The organism is Paenibacillus sp. MMO-177, assembly GCF_037147795.1.
Taxonomy (GTDB): domain Bacteria; phylum Bacillota; class Bacilli; order Paenibacillales; family Paenibacillaceae; genus Pristimantibacillus.
The window spans coordinates 85967-107827 of the sequence record NZ_JBBCUR010000006.1; the positions used below are offsets into that span (position 1 = coordinate 85967).

Below are 21861 nucleotides of genomic sequence, written 5' to 3' on the forward strand. Positions count from 1 at the left end.
TACCTTTACAGTTGTTTAGTGAGTCCTATTAGTAGGTTATTACTTATCAAGAGTCTCCTTCAATCCGTTTGTCATAGGCTCCCAATAGGACTTGAGCTATCAATACTTTACTAATTCGTAACGTAAAGTCGATCCTATGTTGTAATTATGAGGATTGACCAGGTTCATCAGGAGCTAACTAATAATTAACCCGAACTTGTAAGGAGGGAAGGGGATCGAAATAGGTTGCTAATAGCTTATCAAATAGCTCTAAAGAATCTCTCAACTGCTAGTAACCTATCAACATTTTGAGAATGGCCAGAGGTAGAGTGGAGGCAGGCTTCACGGACATATCTACCAACAAGAATACCGCCGCGGCGTGCCACAATATGACGTCAAGATTGTAGGAGAGTCCAATAAACCGGTACGACGGTTAGGTTCAAACCTGATTTGGAGATTTTTACTGACAACAAATCGATGCGAGTTCGTCAAGACATTTGAACCGCAACAAGGAAGTTATGCACGATGAGTCGATCTATGTATAGGGGCCTCGAAGGACAATATCCAGGTTGAAGAGTGCTGCATATAAAAGAGGAACCTTTGCAAAAGTGTTACTTTGACTACCTTCATTTAGTGTATCTTTAAGATGCGTAACGTTGCACTATTTTATTTGAAACACCCATAAACCCTTGATATATAAGCTTTTCTAAATGTGGCTGGATTGTAATAATAATGTGACGTAACGATACACTATTTAAGAATTAAACATTCGATCCTTATCAGGACACATGGGACAAACTAGTTTTAACCTGCAAAATTGTGGGGGAAGCAGGGAGCCGAAAATAGAAAATAGATACCAATAGCTTATCTAATTGACTCTTAAGAATCTCTCAACTGCTAGTAACCTATCAACATCTTGAGATTGGAATGGTAGAGTGGGGGGAGTGCATAAAATTGAAATGAATTATGAAGTATATTTAAGTGGCTGCCCAATTGATTTAGTGAAACTTAAAGATACGTAACGATGCATTATTTTATCGAAAGTATCTATAAACCCTTGGTTAATAAGCCTTTTTTCATGAAGCGCGATAGTATAAATAAGGTGACGTAACGATACACTATAAAAATAAGAACCCCATTCGGAATAAACCGAAAGGGGTTCTTATTAATTACAGTTTAAAATCGCTTCTGTCATTTTTCTTTTGAGTAGGAGTGGTGGAGAACAAGTCAAAATCTGTATTTCTAGTGCGTTCTTTTGTTGCTGCTGTTTCTCTACGTTCAATAGAAGTGAAGGAGGAGAGGTCTAGATTATCTCTTTTACCACGTTCACTACGTTTTTGCTCTAGTTCTTCCTCTTCAAGATCAATCTCTCTTAGCATTTCAACGATTCTTCCTGGAAGAGATGAGCATACTGCACCGGTATATAAAATAGCCTTTGGTGCATCACTCTCTTTAACCTTACTACGACTTGTTATTGTTCCCCACGACGTATTCTCGATTAATCCAGTATGGGGCTTCTCCGCATTAGCAATAAATTTACCAAATCGTTCTTCTAATGTTCTGAATTGAGAGTCGGAAATGGAGTGATTACCATTCTTAGGGTGGATCACGGCAACAAATCCATTTATAGCATCCAATTCGTAATCATAGTCATTAGCAGTTGGTGATTCTCTGAAGCTTTTCTGAATTAAAGCAGTATATGTGTTAACAGCTAAGAGATCATCTGGTTGTATGTAGCACTTACCGACAGAGAGATATCCAGGAGTACATAAAACATCTAAGTACTCATCTTCATCAAATGTTTTACCCGATGGAAGGGAAGTTAAGAAGATTGTTTCTGTTAAAAGTGATGCCAGAGTACTGTTACCATGATCTGACCATTCCAGTTTAGTATCTGTCTCACTAAAAATGCCTTCAGTCATTTTAAATAACTTTTCATTGTCGATAATCATTACAGAGCCGCATTCTTCGTCCTTAATTAAGCTATCAATATTAGCTAGACCCCATCTTGCATTCTTCTTTATACCGCGCTTTTCCCACGTTCCTGGTACAGAAAGTATTGCTCCGAACGAAGGTTTTCCATTAAACGGTTCTCTTACACGCGAAAGGTTACTTAGAATAATTGGAGCTGCTGCATTTCCAGTTCCTCCACCCATGCCGGCAATAACAAAGACAAAATCAGCATTCACGACTTCTTGACGTTGAAGGAGAGAAAGGATTTTATCGCGATTATCCTTTATGGCAGCTTGGCCACGTTCAATATCTTTGACCGCTCCATTATAACCGTCGAGTTTGATTTTATCTTGAATAACTTTTAGATCTGATAAGTCAGAATCAGATGTATTGATGGCAAAAACATTGTGTTGAAGACGGGATAATTCATCCCCTTGTCGTCCACCATATTGCCCGCATGCAATAAAACAAAACTTCAATTTCTTTGCATTCCCATCTGTTCTTCTTGTAAATCCTTCAAGTGTAATAAAGCCCAAATTCATTTCCATTAAATCATCTCCTAATTTTAGAATCTCTTATTAGTTCAGCTAACTGTAATCCACGAATTAAGTCTGCTTTGTATATTTTCTTTCTTCGATCCATTGAAGAACTTTTACAATTTACAAACCCAGAAATTTCATAGAAGAGAACGGCTTTATCAACTGTGATTCGATCTCCAATGGCTTCAACTAATTCCTTCCACGAAATACCTTCATCCTTGTTATTCCAGATATGAGTAAACACATTGAAAAACTCCTTAGGTATCCTCTGTGAAATTATACCAAGAATCTCACTCGGGTACTCTCCATACTCGCGATCTTCATCATTCAAAAGTGAGTCGCTCCTTTCTAGAAAATATGCATCGACAACTTGTTGTAACCTTACGTTGCACGATTTATTAACTTAACAAAAACTATTATGCAACTTAACGTTACACTATTTCTTGAAAACTACCAAAACTCCTTTATTCATTGAGTTCTCAGCACATATTTGCCTCAGTATATAGTGTGTCGTTATGCAGAGTTACGAATCATTATATTAATTATCTAGTAGATTATGGGTGTATGTCAAGCTGTCACAATACTTTGCCTCCGATTCGGATCCAGTTCCTTTATAACACAGCTTTACTTACCTGGAAATAGAGGAGGATTGGGGTTCCGATATAGATTCAACCGACCATTATAGAATAATATCAGCTTCTTCTATCAGTTATATATCGATAGATTTGTTTAAAAACCTCTAGTAGTAATCTATCTCCTGTTAACTCATAGCTACAAATAGGCTATTTAGAGCAATATGACACCTTTTTAATAGGACATTTACATTTACTAAAATGCTGTTAGTAGATTATTTGAGGGAGCTATTAATAGATTGTCCACCTTCCTCTTAACCACGGACATGAATAAATGATCTATTGCCGAAATGGATAATGTTGTATTACTATGGAGCTTGTTTCAACATCAGCATAATTACAATATGCTGTCGATGTTGAGGTTACAAATTATACAGTCGAGGAGGGTATATTTTTTTAACTTCATAGTCTGAACATCGTGCTTTTTATGTGTTGTTTATTGTGCAATTCAAAACTCTTTTTGTTATTTAAACATCTGTGCATTTAATCGTGTGTTTATCGTAATCTTTATCTAATCAAACATTGTGTGATTCATTGAACGAAAATTTTCCTCAAAAAAGCGAAGAGAGCAGTACAGGCTTAATATTGTCCGGTCCGCCTAATCGCGACTAACACCGAAAAATCGATTTATTATTTTCAACCCCACCCACTCATGGGCTAAGAAAGGAGAGATACCCGTGACAAACTCAAAAAAACCTAAGCGAAGTTCGAATGCTAAGGTTGGGGGAAAAGAAATCAAACAAAAAAAACAAGTTACAAATGAGTTATCGTTAGGTGATGCCATTTCACGACTGAGTAGCAGAGATTGGAGATTGTTAATCGATCTCTATCTATGTCGTGTAATGCCTCAGAATGTCATTATTGACACCTTCTTCTTAGACAGTCCAGAGTTGTATTACAGGGAATATGAATCTGCTGATGAAGAGGGAAGAGAACAGTTAGTTATAAAAAATAGAAACCGGGCCGTCATTAAGGGAAGGCGCACATTGCGTGAATTGCAAATAGCAGGACTTACTGAAAGTACAAAAATGATACCCGATGAAATGGATAAGCCTGTTCATCTTCGAAAGAGTGTTCGTGGTGAGTCATGGTATTATCTTACCGCTCGAGGATTGCGAGTTGTTGAAACGAAGATAGGAGCAATCGAGGAGTCAAAATTATCCAAAGTGGAACTAGATATGGAGCGAGCAAAAAAGGATCACATATGGGAACTTGGTAAGGTATATCTGGATTTAAGGTATAACTGGATGGTCAAATTCCCTGAGTTCGTACAATTTCAAGATTGGGACTGGCATCCATCGTTAACTGTCTATTCGGATAATCAAACTATGGAGATTCGACCTGATTCTGTTCTACGGATAGGGGAGCAGCTGCTATACGTGGAACTTGATCGATCCACAGAGCCGGTGCAACGTTCGCCATTTTATTCCAACCAGGTTTCGATCAAGATGAAACTCGAACGTTATCGTAGTGTTATGAAATTGACTACTAATCCGATTCAGCGTAGTGGAATCATTGCATTCATTCTTCCGGAGGCTGTAAAAAACACACGGTTAGAGAATATTCAAAAAGCTGCTGATGACGTATTTAAAGGTGAACAAAAGGTGTTTGTTGGAAGGACTATCGGTGACATCATTATGAAGTTAGTCACAGTTGAAGACAGCTCCTATGAAACGCCGTAGCTATCCCTAGATATTTTTAACAATCCTGTATTGAAGAATATATGTATATTAATTAATATGTATATATATTAGTATGTATACATACATGAATGATTTGGAGGAGGTGAATGTTTGAACAAAAACAAAAAGATCATCTTTGCGACATTAGGGGTGTTAATTTTTCTCATAGGTGGGCTCTTACTTATTCGTAATCCCGGAGTGCAGAAACCAATACCCGAACCGATCCAGCAAGAGGAGACTGTACCTACCATTGTCCAAGATGATAAAGAGTTGGACGATTCCCATCAAAAGGTTATTGCTATTGTGAATGATGTAGCAGATGCGGCTGCCGACGAAGCTCCCGGAATTTGGAACTCTGTAGTTGACGCTTGGAAATGGTTTGAAGCTTTTCCTTCCAGATATGCAATTATCCTTCTAGGTGTGGCAGTCTTTCTTATTGGCATTATGGTCAACAATAAAAGCCACCAAAGTCAAGGAAGCTCAAAAAGGAGGTGAGTGCAAGATTGGGTTTACTTAACAAAAAGAAAAAGCAAACACAAGTGATTGAAGATCAACAGCATTTAAACGAACCAAAGAAAGAACTAGGAAAAAAGAAAAAGTCGGATAAGTCGATTAAGCCTAGAGCTCCACGTTCAAGTGCAGGCAAAAAGATTATCCGTGGTGTCTTTTGGACGATTGTTTGCTTAATCCTTCTTAAAGGTGCGATCTCTTTTGCACAAGGGACACGAGTAATCAATCAAACAAATGTGTATGGGAATACCGAGATAGTAGTTTCCGATGCTGTGAAAGGGTTCGCATTGGACTTTGCTACGGAGTACTTTACATGGGATGCCAACTATACTCAAAACCGTGAAACGCGATTAAAGAGTTTCATTAACGGTATCAATTCCGATATGGGTATGAAGACCTTTGATGCCACCACATCTAGCAAAGTCACATCAGCAGAAGTTTACAATTCTAAATCCATTGATAAAACAAATTTTGAAGTAACTGTGGCTATATTACGGACAGTTACACCTCTGCCGGATAAATTATTATCTGCTCAGGGGAAAGCTGAACAGCCAGAAGCAACATCGAGTAAAACCTATATGGTTGTTCCTGTCACGTTAGCTGCTGAAGGGCCGGTAATTAAATCCTATCCTCGTTTTGTATCCGAACAGGTTAAAGGAGAAACTATTGATCCCGCTTCCGAGCCAACATCTATTGTCAATGAAGACCTAGTTAAAAAAGCAACCGAACTTGCAGATAGTTATCTCCGCTCTTGGTACGAGGGGAATAGTAGTCAGATCAAATACTTCTATGCTAGCACCAGTAACGTACCTACATCACTTAACAAATCAGAGTTTACTTACACGAGTCTAGACAAAGTTTCGGTCTACGCTGTGCCAGAGAATAATGGTACAGATAAAACTTATCGCATAGTAGCTGATGTTTTAGTGAAGAGTGCTTTTGGGGAGCCATTTAATAACTCATGGTCACTAACCGTTGTAGAGCAGGATGAGAAGTTGTTTGTTGTATCTAATGGGATTGATCAAACAGCGACTCCAGTTAAAGCAACAGATGACGAACCAACTCCTACGCCAGATGAATCAAACGCTAGTACAGATCCGATGGAGTCACTAGAATAATTTAAAAATAGAAAGGGGTACATCCCAATGAAGATGAATCACAAACAAGTATTAAAGATTTTCTTGCTTTCTATCACTTTATTGTCATTTGCAGTACCAGTATTTGCTGCTGGAGGAGGAGTAGGCGAAAGATTTGGCAGTTCATTGACTGCTAATATCACTGCACTAATTCCGGGCGTTCTTCTCATTATAGCTATTTACTTCATGATTGTTCGAGATTGGATGAAAATGATTAGTTTCGTAGGTATTACTATCGTTGTTGCTATTTTCACAAATTGGTCGAAAGTTACGACTATTGGTGGAAAAGTATACGACGCATTTATTAGCTAACCATGAGCGACAAACAGGAGACACCCCGGGTAACAGTCTCGAACTACACAAAAATTTGGAATTTAGATTGGGTTATTTATGCTTTAGAAGGCAAGAAGCTGCCGATTCCGGCGAATCTCAGGGTTATAGGCATTTTTATCGTTTGTGAACTTATATTCTATATCCTTGGAAAGACGATTCTGTTCTTCCTACCTGGAGCATATACGATGCTGTTCCTTCCTTTCGGGGCAACATGGTTAATTGCAAAGCAAAAGTTGGATGGTAAAGCACCTCATAAGTGGCTTCTCGGCATGATTTACTTCTGGATGAGGAATAAACATCTATACCGTTATCGAAAGTTCCAATATACAAAACGTTATGCCTACGATAGTAAAGTGGTCTACAGAACAAGAAGAGAGCGTGAATAGTCACGCTCTCTTTTCTAAAAGGAGTTGTTGTGCTTGGCAATTGCAGCCAAAAAACGAATTAACAAAATTAACATAGAATTCCCTATTGCCTATTATGAAGATAATTTGATTTTTAATCGAGATAAGAGTGTCTCTGCGATCTATGAACTTGAGCCTTTTATTTATGACCATCTGAGCGACCAACAACAAATTGATCGTTTGATTTCCCAAACCTCTTTGTTAACGTTAATGACAGATGACTTTCACATATTATGGTTACCACGTACCCATGATATCGAAGCGCACCACGATCGCCTTAAGGATCGCCTTCACGGCCCTTTAAAAAAATGGGGTAAGAAAGTCATTGATATTATGAATGGTTATCTTGTTGAAACTTATAATACCGTTAATGGTTCAAATAACTCTGATTACAGAGCCTACCTTATCGTTAAGCTCCCTAAAAACGAAGCTAAGGATTTGGTAGATCATGTAGAAACCATAGCTACTGAACTGAAAAAACTCATTCAGCACCCTAAACGTTTCATTGAAAACATCGCTGGGCTAAACGAACCAGAAATCTTTGAACATGAATTCCAATCTTATCAAGTTAAGGAACATCAAATATTTGATCGCATTTCTCGCAAAGTGAAAGTTAAACGTGCTAATCATCGTACCATCGAATGGTTGATCAAACGTAATTTTTGGTGGGGCATCAGTGATCCTATCCTCCGGTCCGAATCAGATGAAATGGGATGGAAGCCGAAAAAGACGAAAGGTGAGCGGGGGGGTCTGAGTACAATGCTTTATGACTCGCGTCAAATTCTAACGCTAACTGAATGCGAGATAGATGCTTCAAGTCCCCGTAGAATAAAGCTCACACAGCCACATGATGGAGAAGAAAAGCAGGTCTATCAAGCATATTTAGCTCTTTCAGAACTACCAGAAAACGGGCTTGAAATGCCTGGGAGTGAATGGCTTTATAGCGCAGCAACATTGCCATTCCCGGTGCAAATGAGTGTAAAAGTCGAAGTCATGGAAGCACGTGATGCTCTTAAAAAACTTAGTAAGAAGAAGATGGACATTGATAATCAGGTTAAAAACATTCATGAAGCAGGAGCTACCGTGCCCCTAGATCTTCAGGAAAAACAAGAACGCGCACTTAGCTTGGAAGACGAGTACAAGAAGCGAAAGAATCCGACCTTTATCACTCATGTCACTTTTGGTCTCTATCATACCGATCTTAACCTGCTTAAGAGCAATATAAAAATTATTCAGGACCATTATCGGGATTTTGGTAATATTCATGTTGAATTGCCGGCTGGTGACCAATGGCTTTTATTTAATGACTTTATTCCAGGTTCACCACGATATGTCTCCGATTACATACAACGTATTCCCCCGGAAACATTAGCAGCTAGTATGGTTGGAGCAACGCAAGAGCTTGGAGATGGAGTAGGGTATTATATCGGGACCACCGGTTCGTTACAGCGTCCTGTTTATGTCGATCTTCGCCATGCCAGCCAAATTAACCGTTCACCATCCATAAGTTTGCACGGTACTCTAGGCGGTGGTAAATCTGTACTTTTAAACTTATTAGGTTATCAAAATGCTATTACCGGCGGTAAGACACTTATCTTTGATCCAAAAGCGGAGAGATCACATTGGCCGGATGCACTGCCTGAACTTGATGGGCAGATACAAGTCGCTACTTTATCGGCTTCAGAGGAAGATGTAGGAAAACTGGATCCATTCCTTATGCTCGAGAATATTGAGGATGCCAAAGAAGCAAGTATGGATATCTTGTCATACCTAGCTTCGGTTAAAACCAATTCAATTGAATATTCCTATATTTCTCAGTCGGTCGTACAAGTAGCCGCTGAACCACGTCCTTACCTGACGAAATGTATTGATGTGCTGACTGAAATGGGGAAAACACGGCCTCCTGCAGCTGTCGTTGCTGAAGTACTATCCAGCTTCCAAAAATTATCCTTTGCAAAATTACTCTTTGGTAACGGTGAGCAGAAGACAATTAATATGGATTATGCCGTTAACATCTTACAAGTTCAGAATCTAAAAATGCCTGCTATGGAGAAATCGCCTGAGAACTATTCCCTCGCAGAGAAAATGTCTATTGCAACAATGTATTCAATCGGACGTTTTATGGACAAATTCGTCTATTATGATCGTGCAATCTTCACTCTTGCTGAAATGGACGAAGCCTGGGCTTTTCTTCGCCAGCAAATTGGCAAAGAAATGGCAGACCGAGTTATTCGTACCGGACGATCTTTAAATGGCGGTCTGGCTGTCGCCTCCCAGAATGCATCCGATTATTCAGGTGACTTAGCCGGCAACATTGGTATGAAGTTTGCCTTCCGGGACTCTGATACAAACAAAATCAAGGACACCTTATCGTATTTCGGTCTTGAGCATACTCAGGATAATATGGATATGGTGAAAAATTTGGAAAACGGCCAATGTTTAATGCAAGATATTTACGGACGAGTGGGCGTTCTAACCGTCGATGTCGTATTCCAGCACCTCTTCGATTGCTTTGATACTCGACCGCCAGAAGCTGCTACAGACCAAGCGGAAGAGGGGGAAGAAAACGACTACGATACACTTACCCGCTTCGGCCGGTTCCATACAGAGGCAGCTGCTGCAGGGGAGGACGATGATTCTGATTGGGATGAGTAGCCGTTTGCTGAGATCACTACTTGTTGTCTTATTCCTTTTAACCGTACTCTTATCGACCATTGCTCCTCATGTCTCTTATGCAGCTGGTTCAATGGATGAAATGATTCCGCAATGCCCAAAAGGTGATGCTTCCTGTACGAACAAGTCAGAGTTCAGTAATATAGGCGCTTCACATTATGCGTTTCAGACAGCCCAGGAGAAGAAATCGTTTTGGAATTTAAGTGGAAAAGCCAATGACTACATAAACTCTTTCTACGACACCACCTTAAGCTCTTTCTTCTTGATCGGCGTACAGATAACCCGCTTCTTCAGCTTTATTGTTCGAGAGGCATTTACTTTTAGTTACTTTAACTACTTTATTGATGCTGTAGCAGTAATGATTACAAATCTTACTGGTGTAAGCAATGGGCGAATTGGTGTTGGGCTATGGGGTAGTCTTTTTGGTATATTTGCTTCCTTTACACTGCTCTACATGCTCTGGCAATTGGTTCGCATAAGGTTTTTAGATACTTTGCAGACTGCAATTACATTCTTGCTTGTCCTAGTGATTTCACTAAGTTTCTTCTCTCAAGCTGCCATCTTCATGAAGTTTATTAATGATGGTGCAGCAGAGATTGGAGGAGATATTTACACGGCACTAGCAAAACCTGGTGGCTTGAGTCCTTCAACTAGCCAAGGAATAACAACCATGACCGATCAAGTCTGGTTGGAGCTTATTGTGAAGCCTTATGAAATGCTTCAATTCGATGACTCGGGTATGTATGAGAATGATAAAGCAACGCTTATGAAAGTCTTAAAAACAAACCCCAACTCTGATGATCGAAATAAGGCACTCTTAGACCTTAAAACAAAGTATCCAGCGGTAGGTATGATACGCTCAGCTGAACAGATTGTCATATTACTGTGCGCCTCTATACTAGGGTCTATCATTCTTGGTTTAATGAGTTATTGGGCGGTAATGACCATATATACCCGTATGAAATTCATTATTCATGCAAGCATTATGTCCATAACGTTACTCGCTTCATTACTTCCGGGAAGAGCAGCAGGATTAAACGTCATACGCGGACAATTCATTAAACTAATAGGTTTAGGAATATCCACCGCTACAACCTTCTTCTTCTTAGACTTATCACTAGTGATGGGGCATATGTCCTTTGATATTTTGTATAACAAGGCGAATGCAGGTTGGTTTGTATCAATGGTAGTTGAAGCTATTATGGTTGTTGTCGTCTTCAAATTCCGCAATGAAATCGGATCCGTATTTTCCAAAGCAGTTGGCGCTATTCCTATGCCCCAGAGAGCGAAAAATTCAGTCCTGGATGCTGTTCAACGAAATGTTACCCGCTCCATCTACAACAAAGCTGGAGAATCAATTGGTGGAATGTTTAACCGGAAAGAAGCAGAAGGGGTGCCGGCCAGCTTTAATCCAAGTGCTATTAGCAGAGCAAACGATAGCGTCAATGATGCGACTACGGCTAGTATGCAGCTTCGATATCAAAGGGAGAAAGATGCTTCCGAGCAGCTAGCCACTTCATCCGGTGAACCAGTACAATACACGCCATATGTGCAACGCGTTAATGAAAACCTTCAGAATAATGCTAAAAATCCATTTAGAGGCATGGATAAAGAATGGAAAGAAGAGAAGAACCGACTGAAAGCTGTGAAAGAAGATGGAGGGGATTTAAAACAGGCGATATTGTCCCGTGGCGTCCAAGAAGGTATGAATGATCAACAAGTTGCTGCAACAATGTACTCCAACGAAAATGCCATTCGCCAGGCATCAACCTTCATGGTTAATCGTCCAAAACAAGCTGTTAATCAAATGCAGCGCGCGGGCACGCTTAATAAAAACCGTAGACTAGAAACATCTGTCGATGATTTTATTATGAATGATTTATTTACCCGGTATAGGGCGGAACATAATCAAGCTGTACAACAATCGACTACAACAGGTGATCCAATAAAGCACACGCCTTTTGTTAATGCGATGGATCAAAGGTTCAAGGCTGCTGGTCTTATCACAACGCCAAAGATCAACGCGACAATGCTTTCACGTAAAGGCCGTATTGGATATGCTTCGTTCTTTCAATCCATGCCTGAATACACACAGAAGCGGGATACACTATTGCGGGCAAATGAAGCATTCATGAAAGCATCGACACCTGCATTAGGAGCTCAACTAATTACACCAACTAACGTACCATTTAAAGCGATCGGACCAATCAGTACAAGCGAAGTGCAAAGTAAAATGCCAAGTCTTCCTAATGCAATGGATAGACGGACAATTGCTCCACATGTTCATGTATCTGCACCGCTTAATACCACCGTTGATTTGACCAAAGTAACGCTACCTACTACTTTAAAAGATGCCATTAACATTTCAGTAGCTGGTTTGAATAAATCAGTTCCAGGAGTTCAGGCCTCTGATTATGCGGGTCTCAGCGATGTAGAAATTAAAGAGATTAAAGAAGCGGTTTCCGATGATCTAACAACACACCTGCACACCATGAACAAACAGTTAAAGGTCATGAGTAACGCACATGGTTCTAGAGTCTCTGAAGTAGATGCAACAATGAATGCCCTTGCCAACAAAGTTAAGAAAAATGCAAATGAGGCTCGATCAAAAAAAATTAAACGTGTCAATGTTGACGATTAGGAGGGAGTAACATGCCCTCCTTCGAGCAAGCTGGTGAGTATTTAAAGAAATATCTAAAACATGCGATTAAAACCAAAATACGTTCGGCCCTAATCAGTCACTTCGCTGCCTTTTGGTACGTATACGCCATAATAATCGCTGCTTTTCTATTATTCTATCTCATTGCCGCGGCGATAAGCAGTTCTCAATCGGTCGCCGCGCAATCTCTCGTCTCTGATAAGTATCTGCCGCCACAGATATATATCAGTAACCTAGGAGACACGATTACAAGTAACTTTGGTGAACGCATTGACCCCGTTACCGGTGCTCAAAGCTTCCATGATGGGATAGACCTTGGTCTACCACTTGGTACGCCTGTTGCAAGCTCCACAGACGGTGTAGTTACCAAAGTCAGTTATCCGAAGTCGACTGATCCCGCTTCCACAAAAGATGCCGGTATTTACGTTTCAATTCAGAGTACGGATCCTGATCTAGAGAAAGCCGTCAACCGCTACCTGCATCTTCGTGATGCTTATGTCATCACAGGACAAACCGTAAAAAAGGGGCAGATAATTGGGTTGTCAGGTAACTCAGGTAAATCAACCGGTCCTCATTTGCACTATGAACTTATCCCGGACCAGGAAGATGCTGTTGATCCAACACCGTTCATCGCGACGATGTCGCAAATCTTGGATGTTGCCAGTGACGCTGCCTTTACAGCCATGGAGGACATAGACTGGTCAAATATGACTGGTAACGACTATCAATCCGATCAGATGCTCTATGTCAGCAATACCTATATGTCTACCGAAGCCCCTGCTTTTACAAGCCAAGGTACAGTCTATATCCGAGACCTTAATGGCGGGACAATCATTAGCAGCGGGGGAACAAGCGTAGGTGGTGGTAGTGTTGGTCCTATTATTCAGGTTCCAGACACACTAGGGACATTGACTAACCCCTTTTTCATCAAATATGCTCCTTATGCGATGGCCGAGGAAGATCGGAGTGGGGTAAAAGCGAGTATCACGCTTGCGCAAATGGCCCTAGAGTCCGCCTATGGGAGGTCTGATATCTGTAATAACCTATTCGGGATTAAAGCCAACAGCAAATGGACAGGTCCTACATGCTCTGTAAACACTAACGAACAGGACTCAGACGGTGTTTATACGATCAGAGCAAAGTTTCGTGCTTATAGCAGCTTTGCCGCATCTATTGCCGATCATTCGAGCTTTTTATTAGAAAATCCGAGGTATAGAACAGCGCTCAGCAAAAGCAACCCTTATGCATTTGCCAATGAGCTACAGCGCGCGACCTATGCCACCGATCTTCAGTATGCCAATAAACTCAAATCTATTATGAGAAGTCAGAATTTAGTCAGTTTAGATCGAGATAGAGGGATAAATCCTAGTACCGGTAAGCCTTGGCAGGACGTTCCATATAATGTCGCTCCACCAGTAGCAACGACACCTCCTATTACTAGTACGCCTTCTCCCGAAGCTTCGGCAGCTCCTAATATGTCTGATCAGTTCGTTATTACATTTGGAATTCAGCAGGTCTATGGGGACTACGCCAAAATCTATCATAATAAAACCGTTAATGGGCACGTGGTGCGCACACCTAGCACACTAATAGACCCTTATTCTGGCCAACCGGTATTTAATTTGGTAGATTACAACAATGTGGTAAACTTAACTACAGGAGAAGTTCAGCCACCTAGTATGTATGTAAAGGACGTTCCGGATGCTATAGCAGTGACGCTGTCTTCATCTGGCAGTGATGATCTAAATGTAATAAAAGTAGACTATATAAAGGGGCAATATTAATGAATGCACAAATGATGGATAGCTTGTTTATCGAATCGTATCTAATGCTTAACATGGATATTTCATTCACTGGTGTCCGCACTTGGTTTGAGATGGCTGGACTTTCCATGGATGATGTAACCCTCTTTAAAACGCTTTGGCAACCAGAGAAGATGGCATCTGAGTATCAAGCAGAAGTGAGCCGTTTGATCATCTATCGGATAGAAGATGTCTTCTTCCAAATAAACCGAACGGAAGAGGAGTTTAGCGAACCGATCCATCAACTGTTGCTTCGTACTATGAACACCCGCACTCTTTATGGCGAGCAGGATGCTATGATTGACCTTGGCGTCTTGCTCATGCAGGATAAGGAGCGGGAAGTCCCCCTCTATCCATCGCTGCATACATACTTCAATTAAAGGGTTTAAGCTGTCTTCACACCAGAAGGCGGCTTTTCTTTTTGTGGTTCTTTCTACTTCTTTGAATCAAGCTTAAGAAGAAATCGATTGAAGTACCAGCTCTATGCAGCATTTCATCTGATGCACAACCAAATGAAAGCCTTTGAGAATATAAAAAGGCAGCCGATATATGATCGACTACCCTTATAAATTGATCCTGGTTTTGTTTGTTTTAAGCTAACAGCTTTGCCTTTTGTACCAAAAACTCGTCCTGCGTAATAAGTCCATCTTTTTGTAACTGCGCAAGCTTAGCTAATTCATCTGCTATGGATCTAACTGCAGATGGTTGATCAATAATACTTACTTGCTGAATACTTTCCTCGTCTGCCCGTTTAATTAATACGCTTATCAAGCTATGCCAATGATTTGCCTCTTTAATTAACTCTCTATAACGATTATCATCCTTCGACAAACCTGAACCAACATAGAATAAAAAGTATTGTACTGGCTCTGATTTATTGCTTATTACAACCTTCAATTCAATTCTCTCTACTTTATTGCTAGTTTTGCTAGAACCAGATAATCCCCCCACAATTGCACCAACCCCGCCTGCTAAAACGCCTCCAATTAATGCCCCACCAACTTGACTGCTTCGTGATGTTCTATTGATTTGAATTCCATCTTCCATAATCTCACTTTCAACAATATCCTTATACCCGAACATTACGGTTTTATTTCCATTTACAATGCAGATTAGATCGGTTTGATCATCATAGGCGATTCCATAGTCACGCGATATTCCAGTATATATTCTTGAAACTTTCGCCCCGTTTTCTTGCATTATTTGATTAACTCGATTTTCAAAGATACTTTTTTTCTCTTCGTCTTTGCGAAAATAAGATTTTGCCCAAATATGGAGACCACCATAAAAAACAGCACCTATTAATATCAATATACCTAAAACCGCCACGCTTAACCCCTCCGTTAATTTATTCTAGCTGGTTTATGTAAAAAACAGGATATAGTAGTTATTATGGCCTATTCTATCATAATCCAAAGGGCCTGTGATAGATATTTGCAGACATAACTGACACGAATTGTTAAGGCTCCCCCTTCAGCAGCCTTATTGACTGCAGTTGTTATCATCGATAGCAAACAAAAACGACTACCAACACATTCAAATCATCATCTAGCCCAAGATCCCTATGACGTGGGTGGATTGCAACAAACATTATTAATCGTCCCGCTTCCGCTTTGAGGAATACATATCCTTTTATTGCCCATTTACCAATATTTCGCTATACTGAATATATTCTAATTAACTTATTAATGATCTCTGCCGTCACCTATTCAGCAGAGAAGGAGCGTTGCCGTTTCGGTAACAATTAAAAGTGTAGCCTCGAAGCAGAAAAGCATTCCAAAGTTTATTTGGACATGTCTTTTTTAGCATTCGGGGCTATTTTTTTGTCTATTTTAGACAGAAGGGAGCAATAGGAAGTGGACCATTTGAAAGCGTACTGGCCACAGGAAATTGAATGCATACGTAAAGGCGTTAATCGGCAGGATGGCTACCTTACCCTCATATCCCCTCATTACATAAATGATCGTCTTCAAAATAAAGATTATCCGGATCGTGTATTTGACGAACTTGATATCTTTTGGGCGATTTCACATGGACACATTGTAGAGGGATATGATTCAGGTGATCGGGGTCGTAATCCAGAAGCTGAACGCACTATTATTGGACCAGCCGTCTCAGGTAATTACTGTGTGGTGATCGTCTTAATCAAAACCGCAACCCGGTTCATTATTAAGACTGTATTCCCTGCAGACCGCGAGCGCTATATTAAGCACATTCCAGGGGGAATTTCGAATGCCGACTAAAGGTAAAAAAGACAAGGCTTTTATCATCTTATTTTGGCTGGTTGGATTATGGTTTGTTGCGACTAAGCTGATATATAGTATGTAAGCCAAATGTTTGGAGCATTTCAAAGAGCATGATAAAATAAGGTCATAGGAGGGATGAAGATGTCTCGCTGTGACCGGTGTGAAGGAGAAATTCGAACGATGCATATTCAAAGCGAACGCAAGTACGATGGTGGTGTATTGGTTGTAACCGATGTACCTGCTCAAACGTGCAATTGTAAGGATAATGATCAGATTTTGCTAGGTGATGGTGCTTTTATTGCGGGATATGCAAAATATCTGGCAAAGCTTCGTGTCATAGGGGATGTTCAAGTCTCACTTCATGACTTAAAACAGACCTTTACCTTGCAAGACTTCATTCCGCAGCAATAATCGCTAGGATGATCAAAATCATATAACACGGAAATTAGAAGACGCTCTTAGGACGTCTTCTTTTTTGCGTTTAAGGAGGAAATTTGAATGATTAAAAAGGTATCGATCCAGCTAAATCAAAGTCTGCTTTGTGGTGGCTGCGCGGTAGTGGAGCGGAATGGGCATCATGAGACCATCTTTTTCGATGTTGTCAAAAGCAATCCGATTATTGTCATCGTTGGTGGACGTGGGAAAGAAATTAAACCTAGAAGTCTAGCCGATGAGTATGAAAAAGAACTTTTAGAACTCTTTCTCAAGCACAATGTTCCATTTAAGCTTGGGATCCACGATATTAAGCCCGCGAAAAGAATAGGAGTGAAAGCTGATTGTCCTTCTAACACTGGTGCTATGAAGAACATACGTACAAGTAAGCGGGGGGTCAGCTAATGATTGCGAAGGTGGCTTTCACGTTCTTCTACAATGAACATGGTGCAGTAGAGAACCCTGATGAAGAAGAGCTCTTCGCTAAAGTGATGGCGGAAATTGGAGTAGCTTCAACCGAGGTGCTTATTTCCCATATTGGTTATGAATTATCGGCCGGTCATCTAATCAACGCCGACCAATTCTATCTTTTGGAGACGCAAGAAACCGAGGTCACTCTATATCTTTTTTCTAATCATATTGATTTTAACGGCTATAAGCAGCGATTGATTCCATTATGAACGGAAAGCGGGAAACCTTTGATTTGTATGCTGTAGTTTATCCAGGTGACCACAGTGTTCCTGGAATCACAGTCATGGAAATAGGTGTTCACCCTTATTGATACCCGCTTCCAAATTGGTAATTCAAACTCGTAATAGGAGAGTGTCACGATGAACAACATTCAAGAACACGGATACAACCGTAATGAGTCCCTGTTAAAAGGTGATTTGATTGATATCACGCCTTTTTCCTCTACAATTGGCATCCCCTTACCAGTGCATTTGACTAAATCCGTTTGGAAATTTATCAAGCGGAGTAAGAAAGAAGAATCCTCATTAATGTATCGCATTGCTGATTTCCTCCTCAAGCTTAGGCATGAGCTCAAATTCAGCAATGAGGATCGTATCGAATTTACATATGACGGAGAGATCCATGAGTTCTCAGTATTAGCTTTGCAGCAGAAGGATGCTCATGGAAATCCGGTATTGTCCGTGAAATTAATCGATGAGGATTAATAATTCACGTATGGAATATTGAAGGCAACCAATGCTTCATGAAATTAAGAGTTATTGGGGCAGGGAGCTGATTTATGGCTCCCTTTTCAATATTTAGATCACATTGATGGTTACTAGGAGGAAACATGACGATGAAGATCATTGGTAATGTATTAATTAACACCGGTGGACATTGCATGGTGGCAGAACTTCTTATAGAGGGCGGGGGAGAGCTTAGGTCTATAACCGTAACCAATGAGTGTATTGTCGGCCGACTTGTGCCATTTTCGGAAGATGACGGTTGTATCGACCATAAAGAACTCGTTTTATGGGAAGTCCACGGCGATTTCGATTACAGTGTTATTCCGATGGATATTCGAATGGAAGTACTACAGACGTACTTCAGACAAAGATGTAGAGATTGATTTGCCCGTCTTTGTCATGAAATTGCAAGTACATCCGAGCTATTGAAATCGAAATGGATTCAGTGTGATCGGTAGACTTACAGACTACTATCCTGCTTCCACTCCGAATAAGTACTTACCTATTTACCCCTGCATGGGTGGTTATGATAAATGACCCTCCGGTGCAGCGGGGGGATAGGGAGATAGGCTTTATGCCAAAACCAAGACCATTGGAAGTCCACGTAAATAGTAAAGGAAAGAAATATCTGAAGCTGCAGGAATTAATCCATGCCGAGGATACACACTTTTTCCTGCCCGTTGATGCTCCTCGAAAAACCGATTTATTTAACAAAGGCTTTTTAGACGGCAGAAAGGCACCAATACCGTTGAAGACTTCTTACGCGGAGAGCCATGAGGAGCGCTTTGTGCTTGCTATTGAAAAGGGAAGCGTCATAAGCAATCTGGATAGACAAAACCGTTTCTATGGGCTTGTGAGCCTTGAAAAGACGTTTCTGATCGAAGTCCGTGAAGCAGATCGGTTTATTGAGAACATCTGTATGGAATGTGAGTATTACGGGGAAGCGGGATGCTTCCAGAACGATTTTAAGTGCGCGGTGGAAGATCGTGATCGTTTTCGTGATTCTCCCCACTTTGAAGCATTAAAGGAAAAGCGAGAAGAAAGGAAACGACAAACATTTCCCGTAACGGGTTGAGGGATACGGCGCAGCTCCTTGCCACAGTAAGTTCACTTACTTGAGCGGTTCCGATTCTTAAGTACCTCTTAAAACTGAAGCGTGAGAGAAGGGCGGGTATTCATCCCCTTTTCGGATAGTGCAGGTGATGCGGCCCGGGCGCTTCACCCTTTCGGTTGTCCTCTTGTGAGCTGTGAGCTCACTTGAATAGAGGACTATAAATGTTTGATCAATCCTATAAGTTAAAAATTTGCTCGCTGTTCGCCGGCGGTGGTCTGTTTGATTATGCCTTTAAGCAATACTTTGACATCATCTGGGCAAATGAACTTAGCCCTGCAGCAGCTGCTTGCTATCGAGCAAACATAGGTGACCATATAAAGGTTGGCGATATCCAGAATATCGATCCCAGTGAGATTCCCGAGTCCGACGGCTACATTGGCGGACCGCCATGCATCGATTTTTCGTCTAATGGGCGGAATAACGGAGAGAGCGGGGAAACTGGTCATCTCATCTGGGTGTACTATAAGCTCATTCAAACAAAGCGCCCGAAATTCTTTCTTTTTGAAAATGTATCTAATCTATCGGTACGTCATAAAGAAACACTCGAGCGCCTGGTCGAAGCCTTTGATAGTGCAGGCTATAATGTGTCGTTTAAAACCCTGGATGCAGCAGACTACGGTGTTGCCCAGTTTAGGAAGCGAGTGTTTGTTGCTGGGATTCGGAAGGATCTAGGATTCACGTTTGATTTTCCCGCTCCAGCAGCTGCACAAATAAACGTTAGGGAAGCGATCGGCGATCTACCGGCGCCTACGACTGCACATTCGCGTCAGCGAGTGCTAGGCGATTTTCCTAATCACGTCGCGACCTGGGAAAGTCCCACGCCTCAGAGGATTATTGATGTGATTCAGCACCCACGCTCTCAGTGGAGGGGAATGCGCCGGCTGCAGTGGGATTCTCCTAGTCCTACCATAACTGCGCATATTTCGAAAGATGGGCGTGAACACTTATTTCCGAGCGAGCCGCGGCGGATTACGGTGAGAGAAGGGCTTAGGCTGATGTCTATCCCTGATGATTTTATTATTCCTGCTGAAGTACCGCTAAGCCACCAATATCGCATTGTGGGAAATGGAATTGCTTATCAAGTAGCGAAGGCTTTGGCCAGTCAGATGGACAAACAAATCAAATCTCACTCTCTTATTTGAATATAAGAAGATATCTTGCTATCACCGAGTATTCTACTTAATAGGAAATTACGTTAATATGTTAGAAGACAAAGTCAGAAAGAAGGTATAGCAATGAGTGGAACACCTTTGGCAACGGATCCGGTACCAGCTTCACAACGGGATAAGGGATGGTATAGTTTAAAACTATTCACGGCCGGATTACTCGTTTCTGTGATCCTCATTTTCACCATGGCAGGTGCGAATGCAACCTTAGACACAGTTTTTCCTGGGCTGTTTACATGGTGTTTTAAACGAGTTTATGGCATATGGAATTATTTCTTTATTGCGAAAACTACGGTTACTCCTACGTCTACTGTTCCCATTACATATAATAACAAAACGTTCTTTTTAGCCGTACTAGTTACCGTTTTCACGATCATTGGGATAAAGCATTCTATCGGTAAATGGGCGCTATGGATTTGTAGTCGTGAAAAGGAAAAAGGTCCATTGTACTCCTGGCTTCCTAACTTCCTTCATTCTTCTTATGCGGAAGTAAAATATAAACTGGTGAATAAAGATGAAGCTATTTCTGATTTACAAAAGAAATTGCAAGATTCGGAGAAGATCAACAAGGACTTTGTAGGTTACATACGGGAGTTAAAAGAAGCAATCAGTATTACGATGCGTGATAGACGGTTAGTCCACAATCTTGACAACCTTATTGGTAAAGCCTTTATTATGGCGGCCCAAGCTTTTACAACAGGTAAAGATGATGCTGACCGTTTAATTCGTTTCATGAGTCAAGTCTGTGCTGAAATCTGTAGTACGACAATTAATAACGAGAATAATAAGCATGCGTATATTTTCATTCGAAACTATAAGGCAGATAACATGACTTTAGTTGGTGAGTGTAGAAGCGGGAGTAATCTCTCTGGTATACTCCAATTCTCCAAGGGGGAAGGGTTTGTCGGACGTGTATGGGAAGAGGGAACAACCAAATTGTTTACGGATATTCATAAGCAAGCAGCTGACATCATTGTTAAAAAAGGAGAAAGGCGTTATAATAGCATTGTAGGGGTACCAATTATTAATGGCAGTGAAGTCATTGGAATTGTAGTGGTCTCCTCTCAAATGGAAAACGAAGTAAGTGAAGCTGATGTTGACAATATTTCTAGGTACCTGAATATTATTCAATTAGGCTTGCTGCTCGAGTTCTCAAATTTAATCCAACCCGGTGGTGATGAGTATGAAGTTCTTGGTCGAGTTATTCAACAAAAAGAGCAATCTGGCAGGTCTCACAAACGAGCTGAAGAAAATCAATGAAAATAGTATGATGGGTTCCGATGATCGTCTTCGCAAGATTCTTGCTAACGTTGAAGCTGCTCAAGGAATCATATCCATCAAAACGAAGGCATAAATAAAACGTAAGTTGTACAATTGGCAGTCAGGATTGATCCTGGCTGCCAAT

21 protein-coding genes are annotated in these 21861 nt (G+C 40.9%); 18 read left to right on the top strand and 3 right to left on the bottom strand.

Translation table 11 applies throughout. From position 1 onward, the window contains the following. Positions 1 to 1148 precede the first annotated feature (1148 nt). The gene (locus WFK81_RS21110) at positions 1149 to 2480 is read right to left on the bottom strand and encodes a hypothetical protein (protein ID WP_336775156.1); all 1332 of its coding nucleotides are present in this window, start codon (positions 2478 to 2480) and stop codon (positions 1149 to 1151) included. 4 nt (positions 2481 to 2484) lie between these two features. Further along, entirely contained in the window at positions 2485 to 2802 is a 318-nt protein-coding gene (locus WFK81_RS21115; protein WP_336788355.1) for a hypothetical protein, read from the bottom strand. A gap of 978 nt (positions 2803 to 3780) precedes the next feature. Between WFK81_RS21115 and WFK81_RS21120 the strand changes: the two genes are divergently transcribed. The 9 genes from WFK81_RS21120 to WFK81_RS21160 all read left to right on the top strand — a co-directional run bounded on the left by WFK81_RS21120 (position 3781) and on the right by WFK81_RS21160 (position 14682). Then, entirely contained in the window at positions 3781 to 4785 is a 1005-nt protein-coding gene (locus tag WFK81_RS21120) for a replication-relaxation family protein (protein ID WP_336788356.1), read from the top strand. Positions 4786 to 4896: 111 nt separating this feature from the next. Next, positions 4897 to 5280, top strand: a complete 384-nt coding sequence (locus WFK81_RS21125) for a hypothetical protein (protein ID WP_336788357.1) — start codon at positions 4897 to 4899, stop codon at positions 5278 to 5280. Positions 5281 to 5288: 8 nt separating this feature from the next. Beyond that, the gene (locus tag WFK81_RS21130) at positions 5289 to 6413 is read left to right on the top strand and encodes a conjugal transfer protein (protein ID WP_336788358.1); all 1125 of its coding nucleotides are present in this window, start codon (positions 5289 to 5291) and stop codon (positions 6411 to 6413) included. A gap of 27 nt (positions 6414 to 6440) precedes the next feature. Further along, positions 6441 to 6743, top strand: a complete 303-nt coding sequence (locus tag WFK81_RS21135; RefSeq protein ID WP_336788359.1) for a hypothetical protein — start codon at positions 6441 to 6443, stop codon at positions 6741 to 6743. Positions 6744 to 6745: 2 nt separating this feature from the next. Beyond that, a complete protein-coding gene (locus WFK81_RS21140) occupies positions 6746 to 7150 on the top strand; it encodes a TcpE family conjugal transfer membrane protein (RefSeq protein ID WP_336775150.1) in 405 nt (134 codons plus the stop codon). 33 nt (positions 7151 to 7183) lie between these two features. After that, on the top strand, positions 7184 to 9823 hold the full coding sequence (locus WFK81_RS21145; RefSeq protein ID WP_336788360.1) for an ATP-binding protein: 2640 nt from the start codon (positions 7184 to 7186) through the stop codon (positions 9821 to 9823). Beyond that, the gene (locus WFK81_RS21150) at positions 9801 to 12482 is read left to right on the top strand and encodes a CD3337/EF1877 family mobilome membrane protein (protein WP_336788361.1); all 2682 of its coding nucleotides are present in this window, start codon (positions 9801 to 9803) and stop codon (positions 12480 to 12482) included. The genes WFK81_RS21145 and WFK81_RS21150 overlap by 23 nt, the downstream gene beginning before the upstream one ends. Positions 12483 to 12493: 11 nt before the next feature. Continuing rightward, positions 12494 to 14284, top strand: coding sequence for a glucosaminidase domain-containing protein (locus WFK81_RS21155; protein WP_336788362.1), 1791 nt, complete (start codon positions 12494 to 12496; stop codon positions 14282 to 14284). After that, positions 14284 to 14682, top strand: coding sequence for a hypothetical protein (locus WFK81_RS21160; RefSeq protein WP_336788363.1), 399 nt, complete (start codon positions 14284 to 14286; stop codon positions 14680 to 14682). The genes WFK81_RS21155 and WFK81_RS21160 overlap by 1 nt, the downstream gene beginning before the upstream one ends. 211 nt (positions 14683 to 14893) lie before the next feature. Here the strand turns inward: WFK81_RS21160 and WFK81_RS21165 are convergent, their stop codons facing one another. Further along, complete coding sequence (locus WFK81_RS21165) at positions 14894 to 15631, bottom strand: SHOCT domain-containing protein (protein ID WP_336788364.1); 738 nt, start codon at positions 15629 to 15631, stop codon at positions 14894 to 14896. A gap of 527 nt (positions 15632 to 16158) precedes the next feature. Here WFK81_RS21165 and WFK81_RS21170 point away from each other — a divergent pair. From WFK81_RS21170 to WFK81_RS21210, 9 genes are all read left to right on the top strand, one after another. Then, positions 16159 to 16545, top strand: coding sequence for a DUF4258 domain-containing protein (locus tag WFK81_RS21170; RefSeq protein ID WP_336788365.1), 387 nt, complete (start codon positions 16159 to 16161; stop codon positions 16543 to 16545). 183 nt (positions 16546 to 16728) lie between these two features. Further along, entirely contained in the window at positions 16729 to 16959 is a 231-nt protein-coding gene (locus WFK81_RS21175) for a hypothetical protein (RefSeq protein WP_336775144.1), read from the top strand. A gap of 87 nt (positions 16960 to 17046) precedes the next feature. Continuing rightward, complete coding sequence (locus WFK81_RS21180; RefSeq protein ID WP_336788366.1) at positions 17047 to 17385, top strand: hypothetical protein; 339 nt, start codon at positions 17047 to 17049, stop codon at positions 17383 to 17385. Continuing rightward, a complete protein-coding gene (locus WFK81_RS21185; protein ID WP_336788367.1) occupies positions 17385 to 17660 on the top strand; it encodes a hypothetical protein in 276 nt (91 codons plus the stop codon). The genes WFK81_RS21180 and WFK81_RS21185 overlap by 1 nt, the downstream gene beginning before the upstream one ends. A gap of 150 nt (positions 17661 to 17810) precedes the next feature. Further along, positions 17811 to 18155 carry a hypothetical protein gene (locus WFK81_RS21190; RefSeq protein WP_336788368.1) on the top strand — a complete coding sequence of 115 codons (345 nt, stop codon included), beginning with the start codon at positions 17811 to 17813 and terminating at the stop codon, positions 18153 to 18155. 131 nt (positions 18156 to 18286) lie between these two features. Continuing rightward, complete coding sequence (locus tag WFK81_RS21195) at positions 18287 to 18559, top strand: hypothetical protein (RefSeq protein ID WP_336788369.1); 273 nt, start codon at positions 18287 to 18289, stop codon at positions 18557 to 18559. Positions 18560 to 18750: 191 nt separating this feature from the next. Then, complete coding sequence (locus WFK81_RS21200) at positions 18751 to 19251, top strand: hypothetical protein (protein ID WP_336788370.1); 501 nt, start codon at positions 18751 to 18753, stop codon at positions 19249 to 19251. Between the two features lie 200 nt (positions 19252 to 19451). Then, positions 19452 to 20432, top strand: coding sequence for a DNA cytosine methyltransferase (locus WFK81_RS21205; protein WP_336788371.1), 981 nt, complete (start codon positions 19452 to 19454; stop codon positions 20430 to 20432). Between the two features lie 93 nt (positions 20433 to 20525). Beyond that, on the top strand, positions 20526 to 21716 hold the full coding sequence (locus tag WFK81_RS21210; protein ID WP_336788372.1) for a GAF domain-containing protein: 1191 nt from the start codon (positions 20526 to 20528) through the stop codon (positions 21714 to 21716). Positions 21717 to 21861: the final 145 nt, after the last annotated feature.

Coding starts and splice junctions, on each gene's coding strand:
- WFK81_RS21185 (WP_336788367.1), top strand. CDS start 17,385: ATGATTGCGAAGGTGGCTTTCACGTTCTTCTACAATGAACATGGTGCA.
- WFK81_RS21180 (WP_336788366.1), top strand. CDS start 17,047: ATGATTAAAAAGGTATCGATCCAGCTAAATCAAAGTCTGCTTTGTGGT.
- WFK81_RS21175 (WP_336775144.1), top strand. CDS start 16,729: ATGCATATTCAAAGCGAACGCAAGTACGATGGTGGTGTATTGGTTGTA.
- WFK81_RS21205 (WP_336788371.1), top strand. CDS start 19,452: ATGTTTGATCAATCCTATAAGTTAAAAATTTGCTCGCTGTTCGCCGGC.
- WFK81_RS21140 (WP_336775150.1), top strand. CDS start 6,746: ATGAGCGACAAACAGGAGACACCCCGGGTAACAGTCTCGAACTACACA.
- WFK81_RS21210 (WP_336788372.1), top strand. CDS start 20,526: ATGAGTGGAACACCTTTGGCAACGGATCCGGTACCAGCTTCACAACGG.
- WFK81_RS21135 (WP_336788359.1), top strand. CDS start 6,441: ATGAAGATGAATCACAAACAAGTATTAAAGATTTTCTTGCTTTCTATC.
- WFK81_RS21110 (WP_336775156.1), bottom strand. CDS start 2,480: ATGGAAATGAATTTGGGCTTTATTACACTTGAAGGATTTACAAGAAGA.
- WFK81_RS21195 (WP_336788369.1), top strand. CDS start 18,287: ATGAAGATCATTGGTAATGTATTAATTAACACCGGTGGACATTGCATG.
- WFK81_RS21200 (WP_336788370.1), top strand. CDS start 18,751: ATGCCAAAACCAAGACCATTGGAAGTCCACGTAAATAGTAAAGGAAAG.
- WFK81_RS21155 (WP_336788362.1), top strand. CDS start 12,494: ATGCCCTCCTTCGAGCAAGCTGGTGAGTATTTAAAGAAATATCTAAAA.
- WFK81_RS21150 (WP_336788361.1), top strand. CDS start 9,801: ATGATTCTGATTGGGATGAGTAGCCGTTTGCTGAGATCACTACTTGTT.
- WFK81_RS21160 (WP_336788363.1), top strand. CDS start 14,284: ATGAATGCACAAATGATGGATAGCTTGTTTATCGAATCGTATCTAATG.
- WFK81_RS21190 (WP_336788368.1), top strand. CDS start 17,811: ATGAACAACATTCAAGAACACGGATACAACCGTAATGAGTCCCTGTTA.